The 25,127-nt window shown below is 71.9% G+C and carries 24 protein-coding genes and 3 pseudogenes; 11 read left to right on the top strand and 16 right to left on the bottom strand.

All coding sequences use genetic code 11. The annotated features are described in order from the left end of the window. Positions 1 to 40 precede the first annotated feature (40 nt). Complete coding sequence (locus IM697_RS20400; RefSeq protein WP_194049138.1) at positions 41 to 277, bottom strand: hypothetical protein; 237 nt, start codon at positions 275 to 277, stop codon at positions 41 to 43. 150 nt (positions 278 to 427) lie between these two features. Between IM697_RS20400 and IM697_RS20395 the strand changes: the two genes are divergently transcribed. From IM697_RS20395 to IM697_RS20385, 3 genes are all read left to right on the top strand, one after another. Then, positions 428 to 1,438 (top strand): PHP domain-containing protein, encoded by a 1,011-nt coding sequence (locus IM697_RS20395; RefSeq protein WP_194049137.1) that lies wholly within the window; start codon positions 428 to 430, stop codon positions 1,436 to 1,438. 333 nt (positions 1,439 to 1,771) lie between these two features. Further along, complete coding sequence (locus tag IM697_RS20390; protein WP_194049136.1) at positions 1,772 to 2,734, top strand: SDR family NAD(P)-dependent oxidoreductase; 963 nt, start codon at positions 1,772 to 1,774, stop codon at positions 2,732 to 2,734. Between the two features lie 77 nt (positions 2,735 to 2,811). Further along, positions 2,812 to 3,843: an SDR family oxidoreductase gene (locus IM697_RS20385; protein WP_194049135.1), complete on the top strand. Its 1,032-nt coding sequence runs from the start codon at positions 2,812 to 2,814 to the stop codon at positions 3,841 to 3,843. A 48-nt stretch (positions 3,844 to 3,891) separates the two neighbouring features. On the opposite strand, the gene IM697_RS20380 is transcribed toward IM697_RS20385, so the two are convergent. From IM697_RS20380 to IM697_RS20370, 3 genes and pseudogenes are all read right to left on the bottom strand, one after another. Further along, positions 3,892 to 4,131 (bottom strand): hypothetical protein, encoded by a 240-nt coding sequence (locus IM697_RS20380; protein WP_194049134.1) that lies wholly within the window; start codon positions 4,129 to 4,131, stop codon positions 3,892 to 3,894. A gap of 72 nt (positions 4,132 to 4,203) precedes the next feature. Further along, positions 4,204 to 5,493, bottom strand: coding sequence for an ROK family transcriptional regulator (locus tag IM697_RS20375; RefSeq protein ID WP_194049133.1), 1,290 nt, complete (start codon positions 5,491 to 5,493; stop codon positions 4,204 to 4,206). A 59-nt stretch (positions 5,494 to 5,552) separates the two neighbouring features. Then, positions 5,553 to 6,202: pseudogene (locus IM697_RS20370) on the bottom strand (ferredoxin reductase domain-containing protein); the annotation flags it as partial. Between the two features lie 375 nt (positions 6,203 to 6,577). Here IM697_RS20370 and IM697_RS20365 point away from each other — a divergent pair. Further along, a pseudogene (locus IM697_RS20365) lies at positions 6,578 to 7,172 on the top strand (DinB family protein). A gap of 119 nt (positions 7,173 to 7,291) precedes the next feature. On the opposite strand, the gene IM697_RS45715 reads toward IM697_RS20365, so the two are convergent. The 4 genes from IM697_RS45715 to IM697_RS20345 all read right to left on the bottom strand — a co-directional run bounded on the left by IM697_RS45715 (position 7,292) and on the right by IM697_RS20345 (position 10,515). Further along, entirely contained in the window at positions 7,292 to 7,462 is a 171-nt protein-coding gene (locus IM697_RS45715) for a hypothetical protein (protein WP_322734561.1), read from the bottom strand. A 126-nt stretch (positions 7,463 to 7,588) separates the two neighbouring features. Beyond that, positions 7,589 to 7,975 (bottom strand): hypothetical protein, encoded by a 387-nt coding sequence (locus IM697_RS45710; RefSeq protein WP_322734558.1) that lies wholly within the window; start codon positions 7,973 to 7,975, stop codon positions 7,589 to 7,591. Between the two features lie 408 nt (positions 7,976 to 8,383). After that, positions 8,384 to 9,127 (bottom strand): hypothetical protein, encoded by a 744-nt coding sequence (locus tag IM697_RS20350; RefSeq protein ID WP_194049132.1) that lies wholly within the window; start codon positions 9,125 to 9,127, stop codon positions 8,384 to 8,386. Positions 9,128 to 9,735: 608 nt separating this feature from the next. Beyond that, positions 9,736 to 10,515: a hypothetical protein gene (locus IM697_RS20345; RefSeq protein WP_194049131.1), complete on the bottom strand. Its 780-nt coding sequence runs from the start codon at positions 10,513 to 10,515 to the stop codon at positions 9,736 to 9,738. Between the two features lie 205 nt (positions 10,516 to 10,720). On the opposite strand from IM697_RS20345, the pseudogene IM697_RS20340 reads away from it, so the two are divergent. Beyond that, positions 10,721 to 11,348, top strand: a pseudogene (locus IM697_RS20340) (helix-turn-helix transcriptional regulator). Here IM697_RS20340 and IM697_RS20335 read toward each other — a convergent pair. Next, a complete protein-coding gene (locus IM697_RS20335) occupies positions 11,279 to 12,202 on the bottom strand; it encodes a DUF3626 domain-containing protein (RefSeq protein WP_194049130.1) in 924 nt (307 codons plus the stop codon). The pseudogene IM697_RS20340 and the gene IM697_RS20335 overlap by 70 nt on opposite strands. Positions 12,203 to 12,286: 84 nt before the next feature. On the opposite strand from IM697_RS20335, the gene IM697_RS20330 reads away from it, so the two are divergent. After that, entirely contained in the window at positions 12,287 to 12,781 is a 495-nt protein-coding gene (locus IM697_RS20330; protein ID WP_194049129.1) for an FBP domain-containing protein, read from the top strand. Positions 12,782 to 12,790: 9 nt separating this feature from the next. Here IM697_RS20330 and IM697_RS20325 read toward each other — a convergent pair whose 3' ends face one another. Beyond that, positions 12,791 to 14,122 (bottom strand): erythromycin esterase family protein, encoded by a 1,332-nt coding sequence (locus tag IM697_RS20325; RefSeq protein WP_194049128.1) that lies wholly within the window; start codon positions 14,120 to 14,122, stop codon positions 12,791 to 12,793. Positions 14,123 to 14,409: 287 nt separating this feature from the next. Here IM697_RS20325 and IM697_RS20320 point away from each other — a divergent pair, with 287 nt between their 5' ends. From IM697_RS20320 to IM697_RS20310, 3 genes are all read left to right on the top strand, one after another. Next, positions 14,410 to 15,663 (top strand): aromatic acid exporter family protein, encoded by a 1,254-nt coding sequence (locus tag IM697_RS20320; RefSeq protein WP_194049127.1) that lies wholly within the window; start codon positions 14,410 to 14,412, stop codon positions 15,661 to 15,663. A 34-nt stretch (positions 15,664 to 15,697) separates the two neighbouring features. After that, positions 15,698 to 16,741 (top strand): hypothetical protein, encoded by a 1,044-nt coding sequence (locus IM697_RS20315; RefSeq protein WP_194049126.1) that lies wholly within the window; start codon positions 15,698 to 15,700, stop codon positions 16,739 to 16,741. A 125-nt stretch (positions 16,742 to 16,866) separates the two neighbouring features. Further along, the gene (locus IM697_RS20310; protein WP_194049125.1) at positions 16,867 to 18,087 is read left to right on the top strand and encodes a lactonase family protein; all 1,221 of its coding nucleotides are present in this window, start codon (positions 16,867 to 16,869) and stop codon (positions 18,085 to 18,087) included. Here the strand turns inward: IM697_RS20310 and IM697_RS20305 are convergent. Then, positions 18,055 to 18,780 (bottom strand): DUF2470 domain-containing protein, encoded by a 726-nt coding sequence (locus tag IM697_RS20305; protein ID WP_194049124.1) that lies wholly within the window; start codon positions 18,778 to 18,780, stop codon positions 18,055 to 18,057. The two genes, IM697_RS20310 and IM697_RS20305, sit on opposite strands and share 33 nt — an antisense overlap. 121 nt (positions 18,781 to 18,901) lie before the next feature. On the opposite strand from IM697_RS20305, the gene IM697_RS20300 reads away from it, so the two are divergent. Then, positions 18,902 to 19,630, top strand: coding sequence for an SGNH/GDSL hydrolase family protein (locus IM697_RS20300; protein ID WP_194049123.1), 729 nt, complete (start codon positions 18,902 to 18,904; stop codon positions 19,628 to 19,630). Here the strand turns inward: IM697_RS20300 and IM697_RS20295 are convergent. After that, positions 19,608 to 20,426, bottom strand: coding sequence for a pentapeptide repeat-containing protein (locus IM697_RS20295; protein ID WP_194049122.1), 819 nt, complete (start codon positions 20,424 to 20,426; stop codon positions 19,608 to 19,610). The two genes, IM697_RS20300 and IM697_RS20295, sit on opposite strands and share 23 nt — an antisense overlap. Positions 20,427 to 20,586: 160 nt before the next feature. Between IM697_RS20295 and IM697_RS20290 the strand changes: the two genes are divergently transcribed. Beyond that, complete coding sequence (locus IM697_RS20290; protein ID WP_194049121.1) at positions 20,587 to 20,787, top strand: DUF5999 family protein; 201 nt, start codon at positions 20,587 to 20,589, stop codon at positions 20,785 to 20,787. Between the two features lie 97 nt (positions 20,788 to 20,884). Here IM697_RS20290 and IM697_RS20285 read toward each other — a convergent pair whose 3' ends face one another. The 4 genes from IM697_RS20285 to IM697_RS20270 form a co-directional block, all read right to left on the bottom strand. Continuing rightward, on the bottom strand, positions 20,885 to 21,862 hold the full coding sequence (locus tag IM697_RS20285; RefSeq protein ID WP_407699637.1) for a sigma-70 family RNA polymerase sigma factor: 978 nt from the start codon (positions 21,860 to 21,862) through the stop codon (positions 20,885 to 20,887). 30 nt (positions 21,863 to 21,892) lie between these two features. Beyond that, a complete protein-coding gene (locus IM697_RS20280; RefSeq protein ID WP_194049120.1) occupies positions 21,893 to 22,636 on the bottom strand; it encodes a PIG-L deacetylase family protein in 744 nt (247 codons plus the stop codon). 28 nt (positions 22,637 to 22,664) lie between these two features. Continuing rightward, positions 22,665 to 23,966, bottom strand: a complete 1,302-nt coding sequence (locus IM697_RS20275; RefSeq protein ID WP_194049119.1) for an alpha/beta fold hydrolase — start codon at positions 23,964 to 23,966, stop codon at positions 22,665 to 22,667. A gap of 101 nt (positions 23,967 to 24,067) precedes the next feature. Continuing rightward, positions 24,068 to 25,096 (bottom strand): LacI family DNA-binding transcriptional regulator, encoded by a 1,029-nt coding sequence (locus tag IM697_RS20270; protein WP_194049118.1) that lies wholly within the window; start codon positions 25,094 to 25,096, stop codon positions 24,068 to 24,070. Between the last annotated feature and the right edge of the window lie 31 nt (positions 25,097 to 25,127).

The raw sequence follows: 25,127 nt of genomic DNA, 5'->3' as shown, positions 1-25,127 counted from the left end.
GCCGTGGGACTGCGCCGGCGGCGCCCATCAGGGCCGGAGGCTAGTGGTGGCGCCAGGTGAACTTGTCGCCGCCGACCCAGCGGATCACATCCGGGTCGTCCAGGTCGTGGACCGTGATGCCGAAGGCGGCGGCGGTCGTCAGGACGTCCGTGACGGCCCTGGCGGATCCGACGACGACACCGTCGATCTCCATGATCCGGAACGGAGGCGTGCCCGGCTGAACCCCGAGCACCATGATCCGCGGCTGAGAGATGTGCGGGCTCGCGATTTCGGTCATGCATAGAGCGTAGAGCGCAACCCGCGTCAACGGGTCCTTCGGGTCATAAGGGTCCTTAAGGTCATCAGTCGAGGACCGTGCGTCCCGCGCCCCGTTCGCGCCACCGTGCGGGCGCGGCAGGGCCGGGGAACCCTGGAGGTGGAGGTGGCGATGGATCCCGTGGAGGCGCTGAACCGGATCGCCTTTCTGCTGGAGCGGTCCCTGGAGCCGACGTATCGCGTACGCGCCTTCCGCACGGCGGCCCGGGTGCTCGCGGAGCTGCCCGAGGACGAGGTACGGGCGCGGGCGCGGGCCGGGACGCTGGAGTCGCTGCGGGGTGTGGGGCCGAAGACGGCGAACGTGGTGCGGGAGGCGCTGGCCGGTCAGGTGCCCGGATATCTGACGGATCTGGAGGGCCGCCCCGGGGTGCAGCCGCCCGAGGGCGGCCGGCGCCTGTGGGAGCTGCTGCGCGGGGACTGCCATCTGCACTCCGACTGGTCCGACGGCGGCAGCCCGATCGAGGAGATGGGCCGGACCGCGGCCGGGCTCGGGCACGAGTGGGCGGTGCTGACCGACCACTCGCCGCGGCTGACCGTCGCCCGTGGGCTGTCGGCCGACCGGCTGCGCGAGCAGCTGGAGGTGGTGGCGGAGCTCAACGCGACCTGGGCGCCGTTCCGGCTGCTCACCGGCATCGAGTGCGACATCCTCGAGGACGGCTCCCTCGACCAGGACCCCGAGCTGCTCGAACGGCTGGACGTCGTGGTGGTGTCCGTGCACTCCAAGCTGCGCATGGACGCCCGCACGATGACCCGTCGCATGGTCACCGCCGTGCGCAATCCGCACGCGGACATCCTCGGACACTGCACCGGGCGGCTGGTCACGGGACGCGGCCGGCCGGAGTCGGAGTTCGACGCGGACGAGGTGTTCGCCGCCTGCGCCGAGTCCGGTACGGCCGTGGAGATCAACAGCCGGCCCGAGCGGCTGGACCCGCCCAGACGGCTGCTGCGCCGGGCCGTCGGGGCGGGCGTGCTGTTCTCGATCGACACCGACGCGCACGCCCCCGGGCAGCTGGACTGGCAGCGCTACGGCTGTGCGCGGGCGGAGGAGTGCGCGGTGCCGGCCGAGCGGGTCCTCACCACCTGGACCGCGGACGAGCTGCTGGACTGGACGCGTGCGAAGTGAGCACGTGAAGTGAGCCCGTTAAGTCGCAGTTCGTCGGCGTGACACAGATCACCGCACATCCGGGCAAACACAGGAACACTCGTTGGTAGTTTCCCGTTGAATGACTCGTGGGTGCGGATGGGACAGTGTCCCCGGGCCTCACCTTTTGCCCACAGGGACGATCGTTCGGCTGAAGCCCTGTGGAGCCTTTCGCCGAGAGGCGACCGCCATCCGCGCCCACACTCTGACCGCCCCGACCGGAACTCCCCCGTCCGGTCGGGGCTTTCCCTTGTCCGGACGCATGCGCACGGTCGGCTTGACTTCGAGAGCGCTCCAATTCGTAGCGTTCCGGACATGAGCACTGCACAGCACAAGATCGGCTCCGGCTTCGGAGCGACCAGCACCGCCGACGAGGTCCTTCAGGGCATCGACCTGGCCGGAAAGCTCGCGATCGTCACGGGCGGCTACTCGGGTCTCGGCCTGGAGACCACCCGGGCCCTCACCGAGGCGGGCGCCCAAGTCGTCGTCCCGGCCCGCCGCCGGGCCACCGCCGAGGAGGCGCTCGCCGGTCTCACCGGCGTCGAGGTGGACGATCTGGACCTCGGTGACCTGGAGAGCGTGCGCGGCTTCGCCGAGCGGTTCCTCGACTCCGGCCGCACGGTCGACTTCATGATCGACAACGCCGGGATCATGGCCTGCCCGGAGACCCGGGTGGGGCCCGGCTGGGAGGCCCAGTTCGCCACCAACCACCTCGGCCACTTCGCCCTGGTCAACCGGCTGTGGCCGGCGCTGGAGCCCGGCGGCGCCCGTGTGGTCTCGGTGTCCTCGCGCGGCCACCACTTCTCCGGGATCCGCTGGGACGACGTCCACTGGCGCGGCGGCTACGACAAGTGGCAGGCGTACGGGCAGGCGAAGACCGCCAACGTCCTGTTCGCCGTCCACCTCGACCGGCTGGGCGCCGAGCACGGGGTACGGGCCTTCTCCCTGCACCCCGGCGGCATCCTCACCCCGTTGCAGCGTCACCTCTCCAAGGAGGAGATGATCGAGCGCGGCTGGATCGACGAACAGGGCGACCCGCTGGACCCCGAGGGCTTCAAGACCCCCGCACAGGGCGCGGCCACCCAGGTGTGGGCGGCGACCTCGCCCCAGCTGGACGGCATGGGCGGCGTCTACCTCGAGGACTGTGACATCGCCGAGCCCGCCCCCGACAGCGACGAGCGCACCGGCGTCAAGGACTGGGCGACCGACCGGGGGCAGGCGGCGCGGCTGTGGGACCTGTCGGCGGAGCTGACGGGCGTGAACGCCTTCCCCGCGTAGCGCGGGCCGGATGCGTGCGCGCGCCCCGACCGGGGTACCCGGACGCTCCCGTCCCCATCTTCCGGGAGGAACCGCAGGTGAGCAGCGAAGCGGCCCGCAGGATCGTGGTCACCGGCGCCACGGGCAACGTCGGGACCAGCGTGGTGCGGCTTCTCTCGGAGGATCCTGAGGTCGGCTCCGTCCTGGGGCTGGCCCGCCGGACTCCGCACTGGTCGCCGCCGAAGACCGACTGGACGGCGGTCGACCTGACCGCCGCCGATCAGGACGACCTGGCGGACCTCTTCGCGGGTGCCGCGGCCGTCGTCCATCTGGCCTGGGCGTTCCAGCCCACGCATGATCCGGCGACGACCTGGCGCACGAACGTGCTGGGCGGCATCCGGGTCTTCGAGGCGGTGGCCGCGGCGCGGGTGCCGACGCTGGTGCACGCGTCGTCGGTCGGCGCGTACTCGCCGGGGCCGAAGGAGCGGGCCGTGGACGAGTCGTGGCCGACGCACGGCTGGCCCGACGCCGCGTACTGCCGGGAGAAGGCCTATCTGGAGCGGGCGCTGGACACCTTCGACCGGGCCCATCCCAGGGTGCGGGTGGTGCGGATGCGGCCGGCCTTCCTGTTCAAGCGGGAGTCGGCCAGCGAGCAGCGCCGCATCTTCGGCGGGCGCTTCCTGCCCGGGCCGCTGGTGCGCCCGGAGCTGCTGCCGTTCCTGCCCGACATCCCTGGGCTGCGGGTGCAGGCCCTGCACACTGACGACGCCGCCGCGGCGTATGTGCTCGCCGTGAAGGCCGACGTCCGCGGCGCGTTCAATCTCGCCGCCGACCCGCCGGTCGACGCGGCGCTGCTGGGCGAACTGCTCGGGGCCCGTCCGGTGCGGCTCCCGCGCACGGCGGCCCGCTCGGCGGTCGCCGCCGCGTGGGGGCTGCATCTGCTACCGGCCTCACCGCATCTCTTCGACGCGGTCCTCAGGCTGCCGCTGATGGACTGCACACGCGCCCGTACGGAACTGGGCTGGCAGCCGGAGCGCACCGCGCCCGAGGTGCTGGACGAGTTCCTGCACGGCGTTCAGCGCGGTGAGGGCGCGGCGACCGAGCCCATGCGGGGCCGCAAGGTGGGCTGACCCGCACCCCTGTGGAGACCCGCGCCCGACCGGAGGAGCCGGCTGAGCTCAGTCGGACGGTTCCTGCGGTGCCGGATGTTCGGGGTGGACGGTGCCCGACTGCGGCGCGCCCTGCCGTCCCGTGCCCGCCTCGTCGGTGTCCGGGACGTCGTCCCCTTCGGTGGCGTCCTCCGCGGGCTCGACGGGCACTTCCCAGGGGTCCTCACCGGCGTCGGCCTGCTGGTCCGGCAGGTCCCTCGGCACCGGCTCGCCGTTCTGATCCGGAGCACCGCGACGGTTGTCGGCCATGACGGCACCTCCCTCGCGTCGTCCCAGGTCGTCCCGGGGCACGCGAGTACCGTCCGCACCACCGGCGAAACCTCAGTGCGGCACCCGCTCCGCCACCGCCGTGCGCAGCTCGGGCGCCGGTGTCCCGGGCGCGGGCACGGCGCGCCGGCCGCCGTGCGCGAAGAAGTCGGCCAGCGGCAGGATCGCCGCCCCGACGGTGACCGCGTCCGGGCCGAGCCGGCCCAGGTCGATGGTGACCTTGTGCGCCGGATGCCGCAGGGCGTACGCGGCCGCGTGCCGCCGTACGGCGGGCAGGAAGCGGGCGCCGAGCTGGAGACCGGCCCAGCCGCCGATCAGGATGCGTTCGGGCTGGAAGAGGTTGATCAGGTCGGACAGGCCGGCGCCCACGTACTCGGCGGTCTCCTCCAGTACGCCGAGCGCCGCCTGGTCGGCCTCCCGGCCCTCGGCCGGATAGGCGCCGGCCAGCATCGCCGTCAGCGCCGTCTCCTCGTCGGCTCCCTCCGGCGCGCGCCCGCCCTCCAGGCGCCAGCGGTCGAGCAGCGACTCGGCGCCCGCGTACGCCTCCAGGCAGCCGAGCGCACCGCAGCGGCAGCGGCGCCCCCTGACCCGTACCGTCAGATGCCCCCACTCGACGGCCCGCCCGTGCTCCACCTCGGGGGTGACCAGGCAGGCGCCGACGCCGGAGCCGAAGAGCACGACAACCGCGTTGCGGGCGCCCCGTCCGCCGCCGAACCACATCTCGGCCTGGCCGAGGGTGCGGGCGCCGTTGTCGATGAAGTACGGGACGCCGTCCGGGAGGGGGGAGCCGTCGCGCAGCAGCTTCTCCAGCGGTACGGCGTCCCAGCCGATCGTCTGCCCGTGTACGACCGCCCCGAGCGCGCCGGAGTCCTCGACTATCCCGGGGACGCCGATGCCGACGCCCAGCAGCCGCCCGGGTCCGACGCCGGCCTCGGTGAGCACCTCGGCGATGCCGTCGCGCACTTGGCCGACGATGCCCTCCACCTCGTACCGCTGATGCTCCAGCGGCCGTTCGGCGCGGGCGAGTTCGGTGAGGGTCAGGTCGAACAGGCCGGTCCTGACCCGGGTCTCGCCGACGTCGACGCCGATCATGTGGCCGCTGCCGGGCGCGACGCGCAGCAGGATGCGGGGCCGGCCGCCGTCGGAGTCGACGCTGCCGGCCTCCTCGACCAGTCCGTCGGCGATCAGCTCGGCGACGACGTTGCTGACGGAGCCGGAGCTGAGGCCGGTCGCCGGGCCCAGTTCGAAACGGCTGAGGGGGCCGTCGAAGTAGAGGCGCTGCAGTACGGCGGTACGGTTGCCCCGCCTGAGGTCCCGTACCGTGCGCCCGTTACGCCCCGCCATGCGGCTCCCTCCGGATCAGCCCTGTCCCCCGCCGCGTTCGAACCGCCTCCCATTGTGACCTACGCCGCGTGGACGTCCTCCACATAGCGGCCGCCCGCGATCAGGCCGCCCAGCCGGCGCTCGGCCGCCGCGTCGTCGGCGCCCGGCGCGCTCTCGCGGTACCGCGTGCGGAAGGCCTCCCGCACGCCCGGTGCCATCCGGGCGCCGACGGCGAGCAGCTCCCGGACGTCGTCGGCCTCGGCGGCACGCAGTTCCTCGGCGTGCAGGAAGTCGGCGTCGGGGGCGTCACAGCCGAAGTAGCACAGGGCCGGGGGCAGTTCGGCGCCGACTGCGAGCGCTGCCGTACGGCCGGCGATCGCGCCGCGGAACGGGGCGCGGCCGGTGCCCGAGGCGACCATGACGACGGGCGTGCCGGTGTCGATCCGGAAGGCCTCCCGGCACGGCTGGACGCGGGTGTACACAGTGTCGCCGGGGTCGGCGGCGGGCGAGGAGGAGATCGAGTAGTGGCGGGGCGCAGCGGGGTGAGCAGGTCGAGGAGGGCCGGCCAGTCCAGGGAGCCGCGCAGGGCCGGGAAGCCCTCGATCACCTCAACCAGGGTGCGCGCATCGTCACGCAGCCCCGCCAGTGCGGTGCGCTCCGGCAGGCAGGGGTTGGCGGCGGCCAGCGCGGAGAGCTGGCCGGCGTTCGGGCGCTCCCGCAACTCGACGTGGCGAGGACCGTACTGGTGTCTTTCGCGGCCGTGGAACCGGCGACGCCAGGGCCTCACGGACCAGCCGACGGTGCACTCGGTACTTGCGGAGGGCGCACGCACCGACAGCTCCTCGTGCCACGAATCCCGGCGGATCCGTAAGACCAGCTCTTCCCTGGAGAACCCCGAGCCGGCATTACCCCTCGCGGTGGCCTACCGCGACGGCCCCACCCCGCTCGGCCGGGTGGGGCCAGTTGACACGGGAACTACCGCCGAACGCTCCCGTGCGCCCCGCACGATGGCGCCGACTCAAGCCGGAAAACGGGGCCGGCGCAGTAGCGTCCCGTGGTGTCCCGTAGAGCCTGGCTGTCAGTGCTGAGTGGAAGACTGCCCAGCATGATCGAACCGAAAGCGGACCTTCTCCGTTACCTGCAAGACGGGCGTGACGCCCTCTTGTGGAAGCTCGATGGGCTCTCGGAATACGACATCCGCCGCCCGCTGACCCCCACGGGCACGAACCTTTTGGGGTTGGTCAAACATATCGCCAGCGTGGAGCTGGGGTACTTCGGCGACACGTTCGGGCGGCCGTTCTTCGACGAGAACCCGCCGCCCTGGTGGTATACGGAGGACGTAGAACCCAACGCGGACATGTGGGCCACCGCGGACGAGTCGCGCGAAGCAATCGTCGGTCTGTATCACCAAGCGTGGGAGCACTCCAACAGCACGATCGCGACGCTGGCTCTCGACGCGATCGGTCACGTCCCATGGTGGCCGGAGGAACGCCGAGACGTGACGCTGCACCACATACTGGTGCGCGTGATCTCCGATACCCAGCGGCATGCCGGCCACGCCGACATCGTGCGAGAGCTCATCGACGGATCTGTCGGGTATTTGCAGGGCAACGACAACATGCCACCAGGCGATCAGGCATGGGTGGGAGGACCACCGGCGCAGACTGGAGCGTGCGGCGCGGGAGGTCGGCAACAGCTGATCTCAGCTCCCGTCAGGTTGTCGGTCGGGGGAACGGGACGACATGGTCGGGAACGGGCTCGCGTCTCGCTTGATCGTCACTCTGTTGAGTGAGAACGGCGCTGGCGAGCGTGAGCCTGGTCACCTGCTGGCGGAGCCCCTCGATCTCGGCTCGGCCATGCGGTGGACATCGGCGTCGGCGGCGAGGGCGACAACAGTGAGGCTGCCGTTGGACACCGTGGCCCGTCCGGCCAGAAGCCGGTCCATGGCCGTGTGGATGCGGGCGCGTTCGTCCCGGTGCTGCTTGTTCATGTGATGGCCTCGGCAGTGCGGGCGGTGGCGTCGTGGATGCCGGCCGTCTCACGGAGTCGGTTGGCGTTGACACGCAGGCGCTTGCTGACCGAGGCGGGGGCGTGAGGGGCCAACTCGTCGAGTTCGTCAGGCGTACTGCCGCGGGGCCGTCGCGTCCCGGCCGTGGCCCGAGGCGTCGGTGACGGTGCTGCCTTCTTCGCGAAGGTGCGGGGGACGATGCGGCCCTCGAAGGGGGGTGTGTGGGCGGCGGCGGTCAGAGCCCGGCGGGCGGCAGGACCGGAGATTGGCGGCCCGGGCTGTTTCGACGTCGAGGATGGCGTGGATGCCTCTGCGGCTGCGGGAGCCGTAGCCGCTGGAGGTGCGGGCGTTGAGGACGGTACGCATGTGCCCGTACTGGATGGCCAGCGCGACCAGTCCTCCAGGCCGCCGGGCGACATGCCAGGCCAGAGTCCTTCTGAACCGGCCCATTGTGATGCCACCGTGAGGGTCGTCGGGGATGGCCTGCTCAGGCATGTCTTGAGTCTCGGCCTCGCGGTCACCCAGTTCACGAAGGCCTCGGTCGGGAAGACCAAGGGGCCGCTCCTCAACGCGCCTGTGTAGCCGTGACCGTCGTGATGGGCGGAGCTCAGCAGGAGTTCTCCCGGGGGCACCATCCGTTCCAGCACGCGGATAGCGTGCACATCCGGTGTGATCGCGGCCCAGGGGACGCCGCGGACTTCGCCAGCGGAGATGTGGTTGCCGTCGTCGTCGGTGACGTTCTTGTATTCCGACCGTGCGGTATTCCCTTTAGCTCCAGGCCTGTTGGTCCGCGTCGCCCGGTCCGAATCCGGACCGCGAATTGGAGGACCGACTTCTGCAAAATGGAGTGTCTTCCCGCCCCGGTCCGGGGCGGGAAGACACAGGAACATGGTCCACTGGCGTCTACGGTGCCTGGTCATGATCGAGGCTTCTGTTCACAGCGTTGCGTACCTCCCGCAGGAATGGCTCGATGCCCCGCCTGCGCAGGGCCTGCCGCCAGGCGTCCCTGGCCGCAGCGACCTCCTCGTTCCGAGCCCATTCCTCGTAGGAAGGGCGGTTGCGCAGGGCTGCCAGCAAGAGGCCGATCATGCCGATGAGCAGGCTTGCAGCCGTGGCTGCAGCGAAGGACCAGCCTGTGGTGAGCAGCGTGGAGGCGACTGCTGGTTTCGGACTTGCCATGCCCAGCACGTAGCCGACGAGCAGGAAGATCACCGCAGCGGTTCCGAAGAGCACAGGGGTGAGGACGGCTAGGACCGCAGTACGCGAATCACCGGGTTGCTTGGCTGAGGCACTATCCGTGAGGGGTGCTTCGGCCCCACGTGGGTTCCTGGCCCGTTCCCGCATCTCAACATACTGCGTGTACTCGGACGCCGCGGTTGCCGCGATAAGTTGGGAGGCTGTGAGCGCCATCGTGCGCAGCTGCTCGGCATCGAGGCGTGCTGGCCTGTCAGAGGGTTCCGCGGCGAGCACCTCGTCCAGGGTGCGCTCGAAGTCGTGCCGGTCCTCGGCGAGCAGATGAGGCTTGGCCGGGTGACGCGACCGCTCCGTGGTGTCCGACGAGCCGGTTCGGGAGGGGATCGACTCGTCGAGGACGGGCGTGCGGCGCGCGAGCGAGGCGATGAGTTGTTGCATGAATGACTCAGCCATCACCTGCTCCTTCCGCCGGGGCGGGGCCCGGCCCGGAACGCTGATCGGGGACAGACTCGGGAACGCGGGTTGAATCAGCGTCGGACTGCAGAGACTGTACGGAGTCTGCCGGAACGCCCTGCCTGGTCTCGGCTTCCGGGTCCGGTTGGGCCGCAGGCACGACGCTGCGGCCCGCCCGTAGCATCTCGAGCTCCGCCAGCTTCCCGCCGGCCAACTGCTCCAGGACCTTGGGCGCGGCAATGCCGACCGCCATCACGCCCACCGGACCACCTGCCTGCCCAGAGGCTCCGAATGCAGCGGCCATGCCCACGCCCAGGGCGAGTCTGAGTACGAGGGCGACCAAGTAAGGCTTGAGTGGCAGCTCGCCCTGGACCCTCCAAGGAAGGTTCTTCACCCGGCCGATGGCGCTGTGCAGCTGATGGGCCTCGATGGCGCTGGCTCCGAGGAGACCCCATACGCAAGCCATCCATACCGACACCGGGAGATGAACACCTCCTGACTCAGACGAGACGTGGACGCCTCGGGTGGCCGCGCCCTTTTCCAGGATCGCACCCGGGCAAGTGCCTTAGGAAGAGCACGGATCTGGGCAGAGACACACTCCTAGCGATTCATTCCTGCCCGGGCGGCGAGGTGCTCGGCCCAGTCGCGTCGGGCATAGGCGACCCAGCGGAGCGCGTGTGGCGGTGCATCCCGGTCACGTCGGCGAGGATCGGGCTGGGGAGATCAGCGGCGAGGGCAGCCAGTGCCCCATTGCGCGCGGTGCGAACCGGGATGCTGTGCCGGTTGAGTTGCTGGGTCATGCCGTGCGTTGAGATCGGCTTGCCCGGGACCATGCCCGGGACGAGCCACTGAGGACCTGGGTGGGTTCGCGAGAGCTGCGGTCGCAGTTGGGGCTGTTCGGCGAGTTGCCGAAGGAGTTCGGCGAGCCGTGGCGGTAGCAGGACGGGGCGGCGGCCCAGGACCAGGTGGACGTGCTTGTCACCGAACTTGGAGTGTTCAGGCGTCAGGTGGCGAAGGCGTTCGGCGGACAGGCCGAACAGCAGGGTGATCGCACCGTCGGCGCCGACGGCCGTCGGCAGGGCATCCTCGGTCAGGCATCGTTGCAGGAGTCGCCAGCGATCGTCATCGTCGAGCAGGTCCTGGGGCTCCTGGCTCGGGATGGAGGGGACGGTCAGTTCGCAGGTGAGCCGTCGGCTCGTGGTCCATTTCAGGAAGTAGCGGATCAGGTAGCGCCGCTGGCTGGTGGCCCCGGCGATCCAGTCATCGATGTGCTCTTGGGCGAGGTCGGCGAGGGCCAAGCCGCCTTGGTCCATCCAGACCAGGATGTCCAGGGCGACACTGACGCGGCGCCGCAGATCGCGGCCGGCGGAGGCGGGGTGGCAGCGCATGGCGGCCCGTTGGCGGGCACGTCGGAGCAGGAACCAGTGCGGTGTGTTCGAGATCCCGTTGCGTTCCTCCAAGGTGCCCGTGTGGACGAGTAGTTGGCGGATGTAGCGCCGGTTCCGGCACGGCGGGACCTCATCCAGCAGCTCGTGACTGAGCTCGTGCCCTTCGGACGCCAGCCGGGCGAGGAGGTTGGTATTTGGGCTCTCCTTGACCCACTGGATAGCGGGGAACGGTGAGGGAGCGTCCGCCAGGGTCTTCGACCGGTTCGCGGTGCCGGTCGCGGTCTGCGATGTGTACGGCGCAGCTCGCCAATCCGGCGATGGCCGCGGAGTGCGGTACTGCTCCGGGGCAGCTGCGCGGCCGGGACGTGCTGGAGCTGTTCCGGCCGCAGGAGGCGACGCAGGTCGAGCGGAACGCCGAGGCGCTGCGGCTGCGGCACCGCTCGCGCCACCAGGTGTCGGTGCGCCGGCGGGCGCCCGGCGGTGCGGAGCGGTACGGGGAGCTGACGGCGGACCCGGTGAGCGCCACCGTGGAGCAGACGCCGGCGCTGCTGGTGATGCTGCGGGTCCTGGGCGAACGGGAGCCGGTCCCGGAGGCGCCGGCGGCGCGGATCACACCGATCGATGCGCGCGTCCTGGCGCTGCTCGCCGGGGGTGCCACGACGGCGCGGGAGACCGGGCTGACGGTGGATGGCGTGAACTATCACCTACGGCGCCTGTCGGCCCGCTGGAGCGCGGCGAACCGTACGGAGCTGGTCGCCCGTGCCTATGCGCTGGGCGTGCTCGCCGCCGGGGTGTGGCCGCCGGGACCGGCCGCCCCGGACGGGCCGGAGTAGGCCGTGCCAGCGCCTTCCGGGGCACCGAACCGTGCCAGGGTGTGCCACACCATCTTCAGGTCCTGGGGTTCGTGACGTCCGGTGCGGGCGGCGTCCCCGATGACGCGCGGGTCGACGCGGCCGTCCTCGGCGATCCGGGCGCCCAGGTCGACGTACTCCTGACCCCGGTAGTCCGCGTGGCGGCGCAGTTCCGGCACGGTGAGCCGGTAGCCGGGGTGCCACTCGACGGGGCAGGGCAGCAGCCGGGCCGCCGACTCGACGGGGGTGCCGCGGTAGCCGGCGTCCAGGACGAGGGCCTCCACGTCGCGGGCGAGGACGACGCCTCCGTGGATGTGCGCCTCGATGTAGTCGTTGAGTGCGTCCTGCCGGTCGGCCTCGGCCAGCGCGACGAGGTGCATGCCGGCGGCGACTCCGAAGTCGGTCGGTTCGGCGGCGCTGTCGGGGTAGCAGAAGGTGGCGCGGGCGAGCGTCGCGCCGGTCAGCCGGAAGTGCGAGGAGCCGAACCGCGGGGCGGCGCCCACCACTTGGCGGCGGAAGTCCAGCGCGCCGTACACGGGACGCTCGTGTCCGGCCGCGTCGTCGTAGACCCCGCCGAAGATCCGGCTCTCCCAGCGCCAGCGGTCACCGCCGGGGTGGGCGGTGAGCCCGCCGTTGCTGGTGCCCGTCACGAACTGGGAGCGGTACGTGCCGTCCTCGGCCAGGGCCCGCAGGATCGGCACTGCGCGCACCAGCCGGTCCGGATGGAAGTTGAGGGTGATGCGCACATCGGGGTCGACGGGCGGCCCCGCGGAGGAGGCCGCGACATGCCGAAGTGCCGCGCGGGCCCGAGGTGACCCCACATCGGCGAAATCCATTGGATCCCTCCCGTCCGGCCTGCCTAACCTAGGCTCAAACCTAGATCCCCTAGGTTCAGTCGATCGACACCCAGGAGACCCCTCATGAGGTCACTCACCGAGCAGGACATCCGCAACTCATTTATCAACTGCTCGAAGGGGGAGGCCAAGCGGCTGCCCCTCCCCCGCGATCTCGGCGAACGCCCCTGGGACGACCTCGACTTCCTGGGCTGGCGGGATCCGGGTGCGCCCGATCGCAGCTATCTGGTGACCGAACGCGAGGGGCGCGCGGTGGGCGTCACCTTCCGGTTCCCGTCCTCCCAGCGGGGGTTCCTGCACCGCAGCATGTGCTCGCTGTGCCTGACGACCCATCCGGGCGGCGGCGTCTCGCTGATGACGGCCCGCAAGGCCGGCCCGGCGGGACGCGAGGGCAACTCCGTCGGCCTGTACATATGCACCGACCTCGCTTGTTCGCTGTACGTCCGCGGCAAGAAGGTCCCCGAGTCGGGCGGCCGGTTCGAGGAGAGCCTGACGCCGGCGGAGCAGATCGCCCGGACCACGGGCAATCTGGCCGCCTTCCTCGACAAGCTGTACGTCTGACCGCGCGGGCTACCTCTCCCGCAGCCGCGCCGCCTCCACCCGGTGCAGATGGATCAGGACGTCGTAGCTGCGGGCGAGCGCGATGTCGTGCGGGCCGTCCGGATAGGCGGTGCCGATGCCGCGCGTCGGCCGCGCCCGGCGCAGCCAGTCGTCGGCCGGCGCGCCGACGCGCCGCATGTCGAGCAGGTAGTCGCGGTGCCGCACCCGTTCGAGGGTCCGCTCGTTGCTGCCCGGGCCGACCGGTCCCAGCGTCCAGCGGCGGATGGTGTCGTCGTCCCAGCCGGTGGCGTTGAACGAGCCCCGACCGAAGGTCAGGCCGACGCTCACATAGCCCGCGCCGAGGCGCTCGCGCAGGAACGCGCCCTGCACCTTGGGGTACTGGGCGGGCGCTTCCGGCACATAGCCGACGTGGTTGTTGTGCGCCGACAGCAGCACCTTGTCCCCCGTGTGCCGCTGCCACCACACCACGTTGGCCGCCATCACCCCGTCCCGGTAGCGCATGGCCGCGGCGAGCTCGAGGGGGTCCTCGAAGTCGAAGGCGTACTGCCGGGCGGTCTGGTCGATGACCGTCGCCTGCCGCACCGCCCAGTCGTACGCCGCACGGTCCGCGCCCGGGGCCGTCCGCTGGAGCAGCCCAAGGGCCTCGCCGGTGCGCGCCGCCCGCTCCTTTCGTTCGGCGTACGGCAGCTCCGGGTAACGCTCGATGTACTCCCCGGTCCGCACGGTGGGCCGCAGCCCTCGGTACAGCTCGGCGAGCCGGGCGCTCAGCTCGGGGTGCGCCTCGGCGGCGTAGGTCTCCACGGCGTCGTACGACTCGGGCCCGGTCCAGGCGACGTCGTCGCCGATGAAGCGGACGGGGTCGCCGGGGTGGCGGACGTTGTACGCCCGCATCCACTCGACGAGCCGCAGATAGTCCGTGTTGTTCCACCACAGGTAGTCCCGCTGGAACTCCTCGCGCATGATGCGCCGCGGGTCGCCCTTGCCGTGCAGGACGTAGTCGTTCAGGCGCAGACCGGTGCTCCAGGGGGCCTCCAGGGCGAAGGTGCGGAAGCCCTTCTCCGCGACGAGATGGCGGAAGACGCGGTCCTTGAGGGCGAAGAAGTCGTGCGAGCTGTGCGTGGCCTCGCCCAGGCCGACGACCTCGGCGCCGCCGATCATCCGGTCCAGGGGGCGCAGGTCGCGGGTGTCGCCGCCGGGTTCGACCGTGCGCAGGGGGTGGGCGGCGCCCTCGAGTGCGTCGACGACCGTGGGGGTCTGGGCGGCGGTGGCCGGGATGCCGGTGGTCAGGGCGGCGAGGATGATGAACAGGGTCAGCACTAATCCGGTCCGATGCTGTCTCATGATCCAAGGCTTGCGCCCGGGGCGGACGGGGACCATCCCGCGACCCTCCGTGCCCGGGTGGGGACAGCCACGGGGCGGCGGCGGGGGTTTTCCCCAGTCCCGGACCCGGTCGGCCGCCCGGTCTCGCACGGGTGTCGACGCACAGGTGTCGACGCACAGGTGTCGACGATCACCAGCTCAGCCCCTTGCCGTACCGGGCCGTGGCGATCAATCTGGGGTTCCTCGCGGACGGTTACGTTCCGCAAGCGGTGGGTGGGAAGCATCGGTGGAAGGGGAACAGCCCGAGGATGCGCGAGGTACGTGAGGGGAGGGTGTCCCTGGAGCGGCTCGGGAAGCTGCGCCGGGACCCCGTGGTGGTCCAGACGCTGCGGTCGGCGGCCGCGGCGACGATCGCGTACGTGATCGCGCTGCGCCTGAGCCCCGAGGCCGCGCCGCTGACGGCGCCGCTGACCGCGCTGCTGGTCGTCCAGGTCACCCTGTACGCCACGCTCACCAACGGCATCCGCCGGGTGAACTCGGTGGTGGCCGGTGTCCTGGTCGCCATCGCCTTCAGCCTGCTGGTGGGCCTGACCTGGTGGAGTCTCGCGCTGCTGATCGTGGCCTCGCTGGCGGTCGGGCATCTGGTGCGGGTCGACGAGTACGTGCCCGAGGTGGCGATCAGCGCGATGCTGGTCCTCGGTGTCACCACCGTCGGGGACACGGCGTGGGCGCGGGTGCTGGAGACGCTGATCGGCGCGGTGGTCGGGCTCGGCTTCAATCTGCTGCTCGCGCCGCCGGTGTGGGTGGACGAGGCCGGTGAGTCGCTGGAGGGACTGGCCCGCCGACTGCGGCAGTTGATGCTGCGCATCGGCGAGGAGGCGGCCGGCCGGCAACCGTTCGAGCAGGCCGCGGCCCGGCTGCACGAGGCGCGCCGGCTCGACCACGACATCGTCGAGGTGGACGCGGCGCTCCGGCAGGCCGAGGACAGTCTGCGGCTCAATCCCCGCGTGCGCGACAGCCTGCTGCACCGGGTGGTGCTGCGCACCGGGCTGGACACGCTGGAGATCTGCACGGTCGTCCTGCGGGTGCTCGCGCGCACCCTCACCGACCTCGCGAAGGAGCGCGAGCCCGAGCCGCTGTTCGCGAAGGAGACGGGCGCCGTCGTGGAGCAGCTGCTGTCCGAGATCGCGGACGCGGTGGTCAGCTTCTCGGTGCTGGTCACCACGCATGTCAGCAGCAACGCCGACGCGGCCGAGTCCCGGCTGTCGGCGGAGCTGCGCGCGGCGGCGGGCACCCGCGACAAGCTCGCCCCGCTGCTGCGCGAGGAGGCCGAGCGCGAGAGCCGGCACTGGCAGCTGCTCGGCGCCGTCCTGACCGAGGTGAACCGCATCCTCGACGAGCTGGACACGGAGCATCGCTCGCAGCGTCTGCTGGAGGAACTGGACCGGGTGTCGCAGGAACAGCGGACCCGGATGCCGCGTCTGACCCGGCTGCGCGAGCGCATGGGCGTCCAGGAGCAACTGTGGCGGAACCGTACCGGGATGGGCGAGCGTTTTCGGTAGGGAGCACCGGGACGGGACCCAGAGGAGCGGGCCGATGGCTGACACGACCGTACGGATCGACGGGGACACGCTGCGGCTGCCGGGCGGGGTGGCGGTGCGGTTCGTCCGTACGCTGCGCCTGCCGGAGAAGGGCACGCATCCGCTGCCGCCGGGGCTCGGCCAGTTCCCCATCCGGCGGGTGGCGGACTATCCGGACACGGTGCCTCAGGCGTGGCGGGCGCGCGGCGGTGTGATGCTCCCCGTGTATCTGCGCGAGGCGATGTGGCTCAGCTTCGGCGGCACCACCGAGCCGGCCGCCCTCCAGGTCGGCGTCGGCAAGGTGTGCGCGGTCTCGGGCAAGCCCTGGAGCGACCGGCTGTCGCGCGAGCCGCAGAACTATGTCGTGCTGCCCCGCCAGCCGTGGCTGGACGGAATCAACTCCGGGAAGGGCACGGTCCGCCAGTTCGTGGCGGTGCCGCTGGGGCTGGGCGCGACCGTCGAGGGTCAGGTCACCGGCGAGGAGGTCTGGGGTGGCGTACAGCTTCAGTCCTTCGCGCTGAAGGAGCCGCAGCTCGCGCAGTGGCGTGCGCGGGAGCGGCTGCGGGCGGAGCGGGCGCGGTCGATGCCGCAGTTCGGCGGCTACGGCGCGGCCATGCCGGCGGCCGCACCGGCTCCCCAAGGCGCCCCGGCGCCGGCGGGCCGGGCGCGTCGGCCCGCGGCGGCGATGGGCCTGGGCGTCGGCGGTTCGATGCGCCAGGAGGTCTACGAGGACGACCGTCCGCTCTCCGACTGGGCCGACCGCCCCGGCGGCCGGGTCTTCGTCCATCTGGTGACGCCTCCGGAGTGGCGCCGCATCACCGGCGAGGCTCCCCCGCCGTCGCCGGTCGACCGGGCCGCGTACACGCGGGCGGGCCTGCCCTGGTTCGACTACTACGACCAGGACGCGGAGGATCTCGCCCCCACCGACACGCTGGAGGCGGTGCAGCCGGTGGGCGACTGGATCGGCGACGACCACGAGCCGTGGCAGGCACCCGCGCCGGGCCAGGTGACGCCGCTCAAGGACGCGCAGGGCAAGCCGGTGGAGGACGGCGACTGGTAGACGGCGCGAGACAGCCCGCTCTCGTTGCACATGTCGCAATGCCCGTTGCTTTTCTTGCGCTCGGCGGGTGGTCCACGCCAAGGTTGCTGTCGCGACCGCGACGACCGACGACCTGAGGTGTGGACATGGGCAGTGGTGGGCTGAGCAGGCGCCGGTTCGTCGGCACCCTCGCGGCGTCGGCCGCCGGCGCGACACTCCCGGCGGCCACGGCGTGCGACGGCGCGCCCGCCCCCGCGGACACGGCGGATTCGGCGACCTCCGGGGCGAACAGCCCCGAGGCCCGCCCGAGCGCCCAGACCGAGAGCCGTGCCCCGTCCGGCCCGCGCCCCCTCTACCTCGGCACCTACACCTCCGCCGAGGGCGGCGGCCGGGGCATCGGCCTCGCCACCTACGACCCGGCCACGGGCCGTGTCACCGGCACCGGCACGATCACGGACGTCGCCGACCCGTCGTATCTGGCGCTGCACCCGGGCGGCCGGACGCTGTACGCGGTCAACGAGCGCGACGACGGCACCGTGACCGCCGTGCGCCTCGCCGACCGCGAGGTGCTGGGGAGCCGGAGCACCGGCGGGGCGGCGCCCTGCCATCTGTCGGTGCATCCGAGCGGGCGCTGGCTGCTGAGCGCCAACTACGGCACGGGCAGCGTGGCCGTGCACCCCATCGACGCCTCGGGCGCGCTCGGCGAGCGCACCGACCTGGTCACGCACTCCAGCCCGGCGCCGGGTCCGGGGCAGGAGGGTCCGCACGCCCACCAGTTCATCACCAGCCCCGACGGCCGCCATGTGCTCGCCGTCGACCTGGGCACGGACACGGTGTACACCTACCGCCTCGACGCGAAGGCGGGCACCCTCGACGAGGTCGCGCGGGCGCGGACCGAGCCGGGTGCGGGCCCGCGTCATCTCACCTTCCACCCGGGCGGCCGGTACGCCTACCTGGCCAACGAGGTCGACAACAGCGTCGCGGTCTGCGCGTACGACCCCGGCACGGGCCGGCTGACCATCGGCGCGGAGCAGGACACGGGCACGGGCTCCGGCACCAGCTATCCGGCGCAGATCGTGGTGACGCCGAACGGCCGCTACGCCTATCTCGCCAACCGGGGCCACAACAGCCTCGCGCGCTACGCGGTGGAGGCGAAGGGCGCTCGGCTCAGGCTGCTCGACACGGTGCCGGTGTCCGGGGACTTCCCGCGGCAGGTCGCCCTCTCGCCGGACGGGACCCTGCTGTTCGCGGCGAATCAGCGGTCCGGCACCGTCAGCGTCTTCCATGTCGACGAGGACAGCGGTGAACTGCGCCTCGCGGGCGAGCCGTTCGCGTCACCCGTCGCCGTCTGTGCGCTGCCGCTGTAGGGCGCGCGGGCAGGAGGCGGCGCTGGCCTGGGCGAGCAGGATGTGCATGCGCTCGGTGAGCTGCGCGACGTCGTCGGCGGGGCGGTGGAACGGCAGTCGTACGTCGCCGTGGGCGCGTGCGCGCTCGATGCGCAGCGTGAGTCCGTGCCGGTCGACGGCGAGGGGCTGGACGCGGACGGCGCCGTGCAGGCTGTCGGAGTCGACGAGGCGGGTGAGGCGTTCGACGGCGTCCGCGTGGCAGTCGGCGAGGTGCGTCAGCAGCCGGGCCTCGGCGGTGACCAGGGGGTCGGGCGTGGCCTCGGCGAACTCGTCGAGGTCGACGACCACGGCGCCGGACGGCTGCCGCAGCACCACGCGCGTCGGCCGGAAGGCGAGTCCGCCGTTCTCGGGGGTGAACCAGCCGGACATCCAGAGCCGGGTGCGGATCCGCTTGCGCACGGGCACGGGGGCGACGTCGGCGAACTCCAGCACGGCGGAGGGCTCCCCGCGGGGCGCGCAGATCGCCGCCGTGACGAGCACACTGTCCTCCGGCACCTCCAGCAGGACACGTCCGTCCTCGGTCACGGTGTGCGCGCCGACGAGCTCCTCACGGCAGCTCTCCGCGGTCACTGCGCAGGACCACGCGCCGGCGAGCACCGACCGGGCGCGTTCCGCCGCGGACGGCGCGGCCGTCCAGGATTGGCTGACACCCATCCCATACCTCCTTAGGTAAGCCTTGCCTAACCTATCGAAGATCGAGCCGTACGCCAACCACGCTCGAGTCGGTGCGGTGTCGGTGGGGGTGCCGATGCCCAGCCGACGGCAGGCTGTCACCATGCACGCACAGCCTTCCAGACGCATGGTCATCGTCGGCGGCGCTCTCACGACCGCCGGACTCGTCCTGGGCCGCGCCCCGGCATCGGCAGCCGTTCCCGGTGAATCCAACGGCGGGGTGCGCATCATGCCGCTCGGCGATTCCCTCACCGACGGCTACACGTCCTACCCCGGTGGCTACCGCGTCAAGCTGTGGCAACTCCTCGCCGCCGCAGGGCACAAGGTCGACTTCGTGGGATCCATGGCCAATGGTCCGGCCGCACTCGGTGACCACGACCACGAGGGCCACACCGGCTGGCGCATCGACCAGCTCGACGCGAACATCGACACCTGGCTCGACGAGAGCGACCCGCGCACCGTCCTGCTGCTCATCGGCACGAACGACCTGAACCAGAACCACGACATCGCCAACGCACCCCGGCGCCTCTCCGGGCTGATCGACCGCATTCGGGCGGTCAAGCCGCGGTCCGTGCTCTTTGTGGCGACCGTTCCCCCGCAGTCCGATGCCACCTTCGAAGCCCGGGTCAAGGCGTTCAACGCCGCGATTCCCTCATTGGTCGCCCAGAAGGGGCCGGACGTCCATCTGGTGAAGATGTACGACGCGCTGAGCACCGCTGATCTCGTGGACGGAATTCACCCCACGAAGGTCGGCTGCGAGAAGATGGCCGCCGTATGGTTCCACGCCCTCCGCTCGGTTCCGGCCGCGCTCACCAGTGCGTCGGGCGGCTGACCAGGGCGGGCAGCCGGGTGCCCGCACTCCCCCGGGCCGCGTTGAGCTGGGGCTGGGTCAGGAAGAACGCGCCCGTGAGGTCGGCGTCCGTGAGGTCGGCGTCGCGCAGGTCGGCGCCGATGAGGTCCGATCCGCGCAGATCGGCGCCGGTCAGGTCGGCGGCTATGAGATAGGCGCCGCGCAGGTTCGCGCCGCGCAGGTCGGCGCCCTTGAGCCGGGCGCCCATCAGGTCGGCGCCCCGGCGGTTCTTCTTGCGGCCGCGGACGCCGGCCCGCGCCAGTTCGCTGGTCCTGAGCAGCAGGACGTTGACCTCCTGCCGGTGCGCGCCCACGTCCAGCGCGGCGAGTTCCTCCGGGGCCTGGCGGCTGAGCGCCTCGGTCTTCTGCAGCAGCCGTCGCAGTTCGGCGTACAGGGGGCTGGCCGCGGGCAGGGTGAGCGCCTCGGTCAGGTACCAGAGCAGTTCGTGGAGCTGGCGGACGACCGGGAAGACGTCGAACATCCGCCGGGCGTGCTCACGGGAGCCCGTGCGCCAGTCCTGCCCGGCGAAGGTGATCTGCGAGACCTTCTGTCCGGCGCCGAAGCAGTCGTAGACCGTGCAGCCGGCGAAGCCGCTCTGCCGGAGCCGGGCGTGGATGCCGCAGCGGTGGTCGTCGCGGAGGTTGCGGCAGGGCGTCCCGGCGTTCTTGTCGTGCGCGAAGTCCGCCGAGGCGGTGAAGGGCAGCGCCACACAGCACAGCCCGAAGCAGTTCGCGCAGTCCGCGCGCAGGTCGATGAGGTCGCCGGGGTGATCTTGCATGACATCAGCCTAATGTCCGGCGCGGAACGAAACCTCACCGATGAGTTTCCGCCGCTGTGGGGGTCCCCTCATACAACGGAAAACAAGCTCGGCTACCACTGATACAGAGGCCGACGACAGCAGGAGCAACGCCGGATCGAGAACTCCCAGGAGACAGGTCATGTGCAGCCACCAGCCCCCGTGCCCCACCGCCGACAGCCCCGAGCACCACACCGCCGTGATCGTCTCGGCCCATCCCGAACAGGGCTGGAGCCTGCTGTGCAACGGCACCATCGTCTTCGAAGACACCGGCGAACTGCTGCCGGACGGGCGGGTGGTCGCCCCGCACCGTACCGTCGGTCCGCTGGCCGTGGCCGCCTGACTCAGCCGCCTGGGGCCTGTTCTGAGTTCCCCGTCGTCCGCGCGAAGCGCGGGCGCAGCGGCGGCCGGTGCGTGCCCTCGGCGTGCGGCGCCACAGGTCATGTGGCGGAGCCACCTGTCCTGTGGCGCCGTGCGCCGAGGGTGCGTGCCGGGCGTCGGGGCGCAGGCGGGGAACTCAGAACAGGCCCCAGGTCCGGCAGGTCGAGGCCGGCCAGCCGTTCGGGGTCGGCCAGGATGTACATCTCGGTGATCCGGCCGCCGGCGATGGTGACGCCCAGCACCGACTGCGGCTGTCCCTCCGGGGCGTTGAGCACCCCGACCGCGCCGTTGACGTACACGAGCCGCGCGTACCGCGCGAACTCCCGGAACAGCATCGCCTGTTCGGCCACCGGCTTCGCACCGCGCACCACCTTGGACGCCGCCGCCCCGCCGACCAGCGGTCCGGAGTCGACCCGCAGCACGATGTCGGGGTCGAGGACCGCGAGCAGCGCCTCGAAGTCCCCCGCGCGGGAGGCGGCCATGAAGGCGTCGAGGACCTGCCGCTGTCGGCCCAGGTCGGGCTCGCTCGTCGGCGTGGCCCCCTTCACCCGGCGCCGGGCACGGCTGGCGAGCTGCCGGGTGGCGGCCGAGGAGCGCTCCACGACCGGCGCGATGTCGTCGAACGGCACCGCGAACATGTCGTGCAGCACGAACGCGATCCGCTCGGCGGGCTCCAGCGTCTCCAGCACGACCAGCAGGGCCAGGCCCACCGAGTCGGCCTGGAGCACCTCCTGCTCCGGGTCGATCTGCGTCAGGGGCCGGATCACGGGGTCCGGGACGAAGGTGTCGTCCAGCGGCTCCTCGTGGCGCCGGGTGCGCGAGCGCAGCATGTCCAGACAGACCCGGCCGACGACGGTGGTCAGCCAGCCGCCGAGGTTGTCGATCTCGTCCGCGTCACTGCGGCTCAGCTTCAGCCATGCCTCCTGGACGGCGTCCTCCGCCTCGGCCAGCGAGCCGAGCATGCGGTAGGCGACCGCCCTGAGCCGGCCGCGGTGCTCCTCGAAGCGGTCCGCCAGCAGTTCCGTGTCCCTCACCATGCCCCCGTCTCCTCCGTCCGCCGAACCGGTCTACCGGCTGAACAGTTCGAACGCCACGGCCGGCTTCCCGCCGAACCGCTCCCCCGTCGCCTCGGCGTTCGCGGTGAGGAAGCCACGGGCGTATTTCTCGGGGTCCTCGTCCGTCAACGCCTCGATGTAGGTGCGGTGTTCGAGCAGCGAGCGCACCGCGCGCTCCAGTCCCGCCGTCGCGTCCGCGGCATGCGTGGGCGTGCTGGAGCCTGCCACCGCGACCCAGCGCACGCCGTTCCAGGGCTCGAGGCCCTGTGCGGTGAGTTCGGGGAAGATCCAGCGGTTGCCCGCGTCGCCGGCCGCGTCCAGCGTGGCGCGGCCGACGGCCACATGGTCCGGGGTGTTCCAGGCGACGCCGCCCCAGGTGTCCCGGTGGTTGAGCGTGATCACCAGCTCGGGCCGGTGCCGACGGATCGCGGCGGCGATGTCGCGGCGCAGGGCGGTGCCGTACTCGATCACGCCGTCCTTGTGGTCGAGGAACTCCACCGCCGACACGCCCCCGACCGCCGCACTGGCCCGCTGCTCACGCTCCCGCAGCGGGCCGCACCGCGCCGGGTCCAGGGTGTCGATACCGGCCTCGCCGCGTGTCGCCAGGACGTACGCCACCTCGCGGCCGCCGTCCGTCCAGGCGGCGATGGCCGCCGAGCAGCCGTACTCGAGGTCGTCCGGGTGCGCGACGACGGCGAGGGCGCGCTGCCAGTCGTCGGGCATCGGCTTGAGCTGAGGGGGCGTCGGCTCGGTCATGTCCGCACCCTAACGTGTGACACCGACATCACGCTTCGTCACGGGTGAGCGCCAGCAGCCGGTCCAGGACGCGGGGGCCGCCGGCCCGTACGCCGTCGTGCTCGAACTCGTCGGTGACCCAGGTGCGCAGGCCGCGGATCGCGCGGGCGGTGGCCAGGGAGTGGGCGGTGTCGACGTACATGTCGTCGTGGTAGACGGCCGCCGCGACCGGCACCTCGTTGGCGGCCAGGCGCGCCGAGTCGTACAGGGGTGTCCAGTCGGTGCGGGCGGCGAGCAGGTCGGCGGTCTCGCGCAGCGGGCGCAGCGCCGGGTCGCTGTCGAACATCCAGGGGTGGATCGACTCCCCGGTGAACAGCAACGGCCCGTCGCCGGCGAGGGTCTTGGCCACGTCGAACTGCGGGAACTCGGCGCGCACGCGCTCGGCTGACCAGGCGGTGGGACGGGTGTCCTGGCCGTAGATCGCCTCGTGGACGAGGGCGTACAGGGGGTGGCTCGCGTAGGACAGCAGGCCCTGGGCCTCTTCCCGGAAGGCGTCCGAGAGGGCGGGGCCCTGCGGGGTGCGGACGAAGGCGTCCTCCAGGAGGTAGTGCAGGCGGTGGCTGCCCTCGCTGCCGCCGAGGAGGATGCCGAGGGACTGGAAGGCCTCGGCGGTGAGGCGGTAGCCGTTGGGCAGGACGACGTCGTCGGTGTGGAGGTGGTCGGCGATACGGCGGGCGCGCTCGACGTCCTGCGGGTAACGGGCGTAGTGCGCGGCGACCTTGCGCTCGATGCGCGGGTAGGCCGCCCGGTAGACGTCGTCGGCGTGCGCGTCCAGCGAGGGCAGGCCGCCGGTGATGATCGCGGCGGTCAGGCCCTCGGGCGCGAGGGAGAGATAGCTGACCGTGCAGAAGCCGCCGAAGCTCTGGCCGAGCACGGTCCAGGGGGCGCCGCCGGTCACCTCGCGGCGGATCGCCTCGCAGTCGCGGACGATCGAGTCGGCCCGGAAGTGCGTGAGGTAGTCGGCCTGGGCCGCGGGGCCGCCGCGCAGCGGCAGCGTCTGGCGGTTGGCGGGCGTGGAGTGGCCGGTGCCGCGCTGGTCGAGCAGCAGGACCCGGTACTCCTTCAGTGCGCGGCCGAGCCAGGCGCCCTTGCCGACGAAGCGGTTCGCGCCGAAGCCGGGGCCGCCCTGCAGGTAGACCAGCCACGGCAGTTCCTGGTGCGCCTTGTCGCTGGCGACGACCTCCCGGGCGTAGAGCTCGATCGTCTCGCCCGTCGGGGCGTCGTGGTCGAGGGGCACGGTGAAGTGGCGGTCGGTGAGGACGACGCCGGGCTGGCGGTAGCTGACGGTCAACAGTGCTCCCGGGGCGGATGGTTTGCGGGCCGCGTCCCAGTTCAGCACATGTTCGTCCGCCGACCGAGCCCCGGGATCATGAAATCGTACTGAACGGTGGATCAGCGGGCCGACAGGCTGGAGCGCCGGACGACCAACTCCGGCTGCAGGACGACACGCCGGTGCTGGTGCCGCTTGGCACCGGTCTCGGCCTCCGTCTCCTCCAGCAGCATCTCCGCCGCGAGGGTGCCCATGGTGACGGCGGGCTGCCGTACGGAGGTCAGGGGGACGGCCGCGGCGGCGGCGAACTCGATGTCATCGTAGCCGACGATCGCGAGGTCGTCGGGGACGCCGACGCCCGCGGCGTACATGGCCTGCAGCACGCCCAGGGCGAGCAGGTCGTTGGCGCAGAAGACGGCGGTCGGGCGGTCGCCCCCGAGGCCGAGGAGACGGGCGCCGGCGTCCCGGCCCGCGGCGACGTCGAGCCGCTCGGTGGGCAGCTCGCGCAGGTGCTCGGGGCCGAGGCCGGCCTCCTGAAGCGCGTTCAGGGCGCCAGTGCGGCGGTCGCGGACCTGGTTGAGGCCGGGCGGGCCGCTGACGTAGGCGATGGAGCGGTGCCCGGCGTCGACGAGGTGGCGCACGGCCAGCGCGCCGCCCGCGACGTCGTCCACGGAGACCGAGCACTCGGTGGTGCCCTCGGCTACGCGGTCGACGAGGACGAAGGGGATGTTGTGGCGCCGGAACGCCTCGATGTTGCGGCCGGTGGCGTCGGCCGGGGTGAGCAGCACGCCGCGCACCCGCTGCTCGGCGAAGAGCGACAGGTACTCGGCCTCTTCGCTCGCGCTCTGTGCGCTGTTGCAGACCATCACGCCGAGTCCGGCGTCGCGCGCGGTGCGTTCGGCGCCGCGCGCCACGTCGACGAAGAAGGGGTTGCCCATGTCGAGGACGAGCAGGCCCATGATCCTGCTGCGGCCCGCGCGCAGCTGGCGCGCGGACTCGCTGCGGACATAGCCCAGCCGGTCTATCGCGGACTGCACCCGCGCCCGGGTCTCGGTCGCGACCGTGTCCGGACGGTTGATGACGTTCGAGACCGTGCCGACGGAGACTCCGGCGGCGCGGGCGACGTCCTTGATACCCACCGACTGGGTCATCGGGCAGGGACCTCCAGTGAGACAGAAAAGA

Source organism: Streptomyces ferrugineus (assembly GCF_015160855.1).
Classification (GTDB): Bacteria; Actinomycetota; Actinomycetes; order Streptomycetales; family Streptomycetaceae; genus Streptomyces; species Streptomyces ferrugineus.
The sequence above is the reverse complement of the archived record's forward strand: the minus strand, read 5'-3'. Positions and strand labels throughout refer to the sequence as shown.

Excerpts from the sequence above, each read along its gene's own strand:
- IM697_RS20400 (WP_194049138.1), bottom strand. The coding sequence starts at position 277 with ATGACCGAAATCGCGAGCCCGCACATCTCTCAGCCGCGGATCATGGTG.
- IM697_RS20345 (WP_194049131.1), bottom strand. The coding sequence starts at position 10,515 with ATGCGCTGCCACCCCGCCTCCGCCGGCCGCGATCTGCGGCGCCGCGTC.
- IM697_RS20350 (WP_194049132.1), bottom strand. The coding sequence starts at position 9,127 with ATGGCTGAGTCATTCATGCAACAACTCATCGCCTCGCTCGCGCGCCGC.
- IM697_RS20315 (WP_194049126.1), top strand. The coding sequence starts at position 15,698 with ATGGCTGACACGACCGTACGGATCGACGGGGACACGCTGCGGCTGCCG.
- IM697_RS20310 (WP_194049125.1), top strand. The coding sequence starts at position 16,867 with ATGGGCAGTGGTGGGCTGAGCAGGCGCCGGTTCGTCGGCACCCTCGCG.
- IM697_RS20270 (WP_194049118.1), bottom strand. The coding sequence starts at position 25,096 with ATGACCCAGTCGGTGGGTATCAAGGACGTCGCCCGCGCCGCCGGAGTC.
- IM697_RS20375 (WP_194049133.1), bottom strand. The coding sequence starts at position 5,493 with ATGGCGGGGCGTAACGGGCGCACGGTACGGGACCTCAGGCGGGGCAAC.
- IM697_RS20295 (WP_194049122.1), bottom strand. The coding sequence starts at position 20,426 with ATGCAAGATCACCCCGGCGACCTCATCGACCTGCGCGCGGACTGCGCG.
- IM697_RS20330 (WP_194049129.1), top strand. The coding sequence starts at position 12,287 with ATGAGGTCACTCACCGAGCAGGACATCCGCAACTCATTTATCAACTGC.
- IM697_RS20390 (WP_194049136.1), top strand. The coding sequence starts at position 1,772 with ATGAGCACTGCACAGCACAAGATCGGCTCCGGCTTCGGAGCGACCAGC.
- IM697_RS20395 (WP_194049137.1), top strand. The coding sequence starts at position 428 with ATGGATCCCGTGGAGGCGCTGAACCGGATCGCCTTTCTGCTGGAGCGG.
- IM697_RS20290 (WP_194049121.1), top strand. The coding sequence starts at position 20,587 with ATGTGCAGCCACCAGCCCCCGTGCCCCACCGCCGACAGCCCCGAGCAC.
- IM697_RS20280 (WP_194049120.1), bottom strand. The coding sequence starts at position 22,636 with ATGACCGAGCCGACGCCCCCTCAGCTCAAGCCGATGCCCGACGACTGG.
- IM697_RS45715 (WP_322734561.1), bottom strand. The coding sequence starts at position 7,462 with ATGAACAAGCAGCACCGGGACGAACGCGCCCGCATCCACACGGCCATG.
- IM697_RS45710 (WP_322734558.1), bottom strand. The coding sequence starts at position 7,975 with ATGCCTGAGCAGGCCATCCCCGACGACCCTCACGGTGGCATCACAATG.
- IM697_RS20325 (WP_194049128.1), bottom strand. The coding sequence starts at position 14,122 with ATGAGACAGCATCGGACCGGATTAGTGCTGACCCTGTTCATCATCCTC.
- IM697_RS20300 (WP_194049123.1), top strand. The coding sequence starts at position 18,902 with ATGCACGCACAGCCTTCCAGACGCATGGTCATCGTCGGCGGCGCTCTC.
- IM697_RS20320 (WP_194049127.1), top strand. The coding sequence starts at position 14,410 with ATGCGCGAGGTACGTGAGGGGAGGGTGTCCCTGGAGCGGCTCGGGAAG.
- IM697_RS20335 (WP_194049130.1), bottom strand. The coding sequence starts at position 12,202 with ATGGATTTCGCCGATGTGGGGTCACCTCGGGCCCGCGCGGCACTTCGG.
- IM697_RS20380 (WP_194049134.1), bottom strand. The coding sequence starts at position 4,131 with ATGGCCGACAACCGTCGCGGTGCTCCGGATCAGAACGGCGAGCCGGTG.
- IM697_RS20285 (WP_407699637.1), bottom strand. The coding sequence starts at position 21,862 with ATGGTGAGGGACACGGAACTGCTGGCGGACCGCTTCGAGGAGCACCGC.
- IM697_RS20305 (WP_194049124.1), bottom strand. The coding sequence starts at position 18,780 with ATGGGTGTCAGCCAATCCTGGACGGCCGCGCCGTCCGCGGCGGAACGC.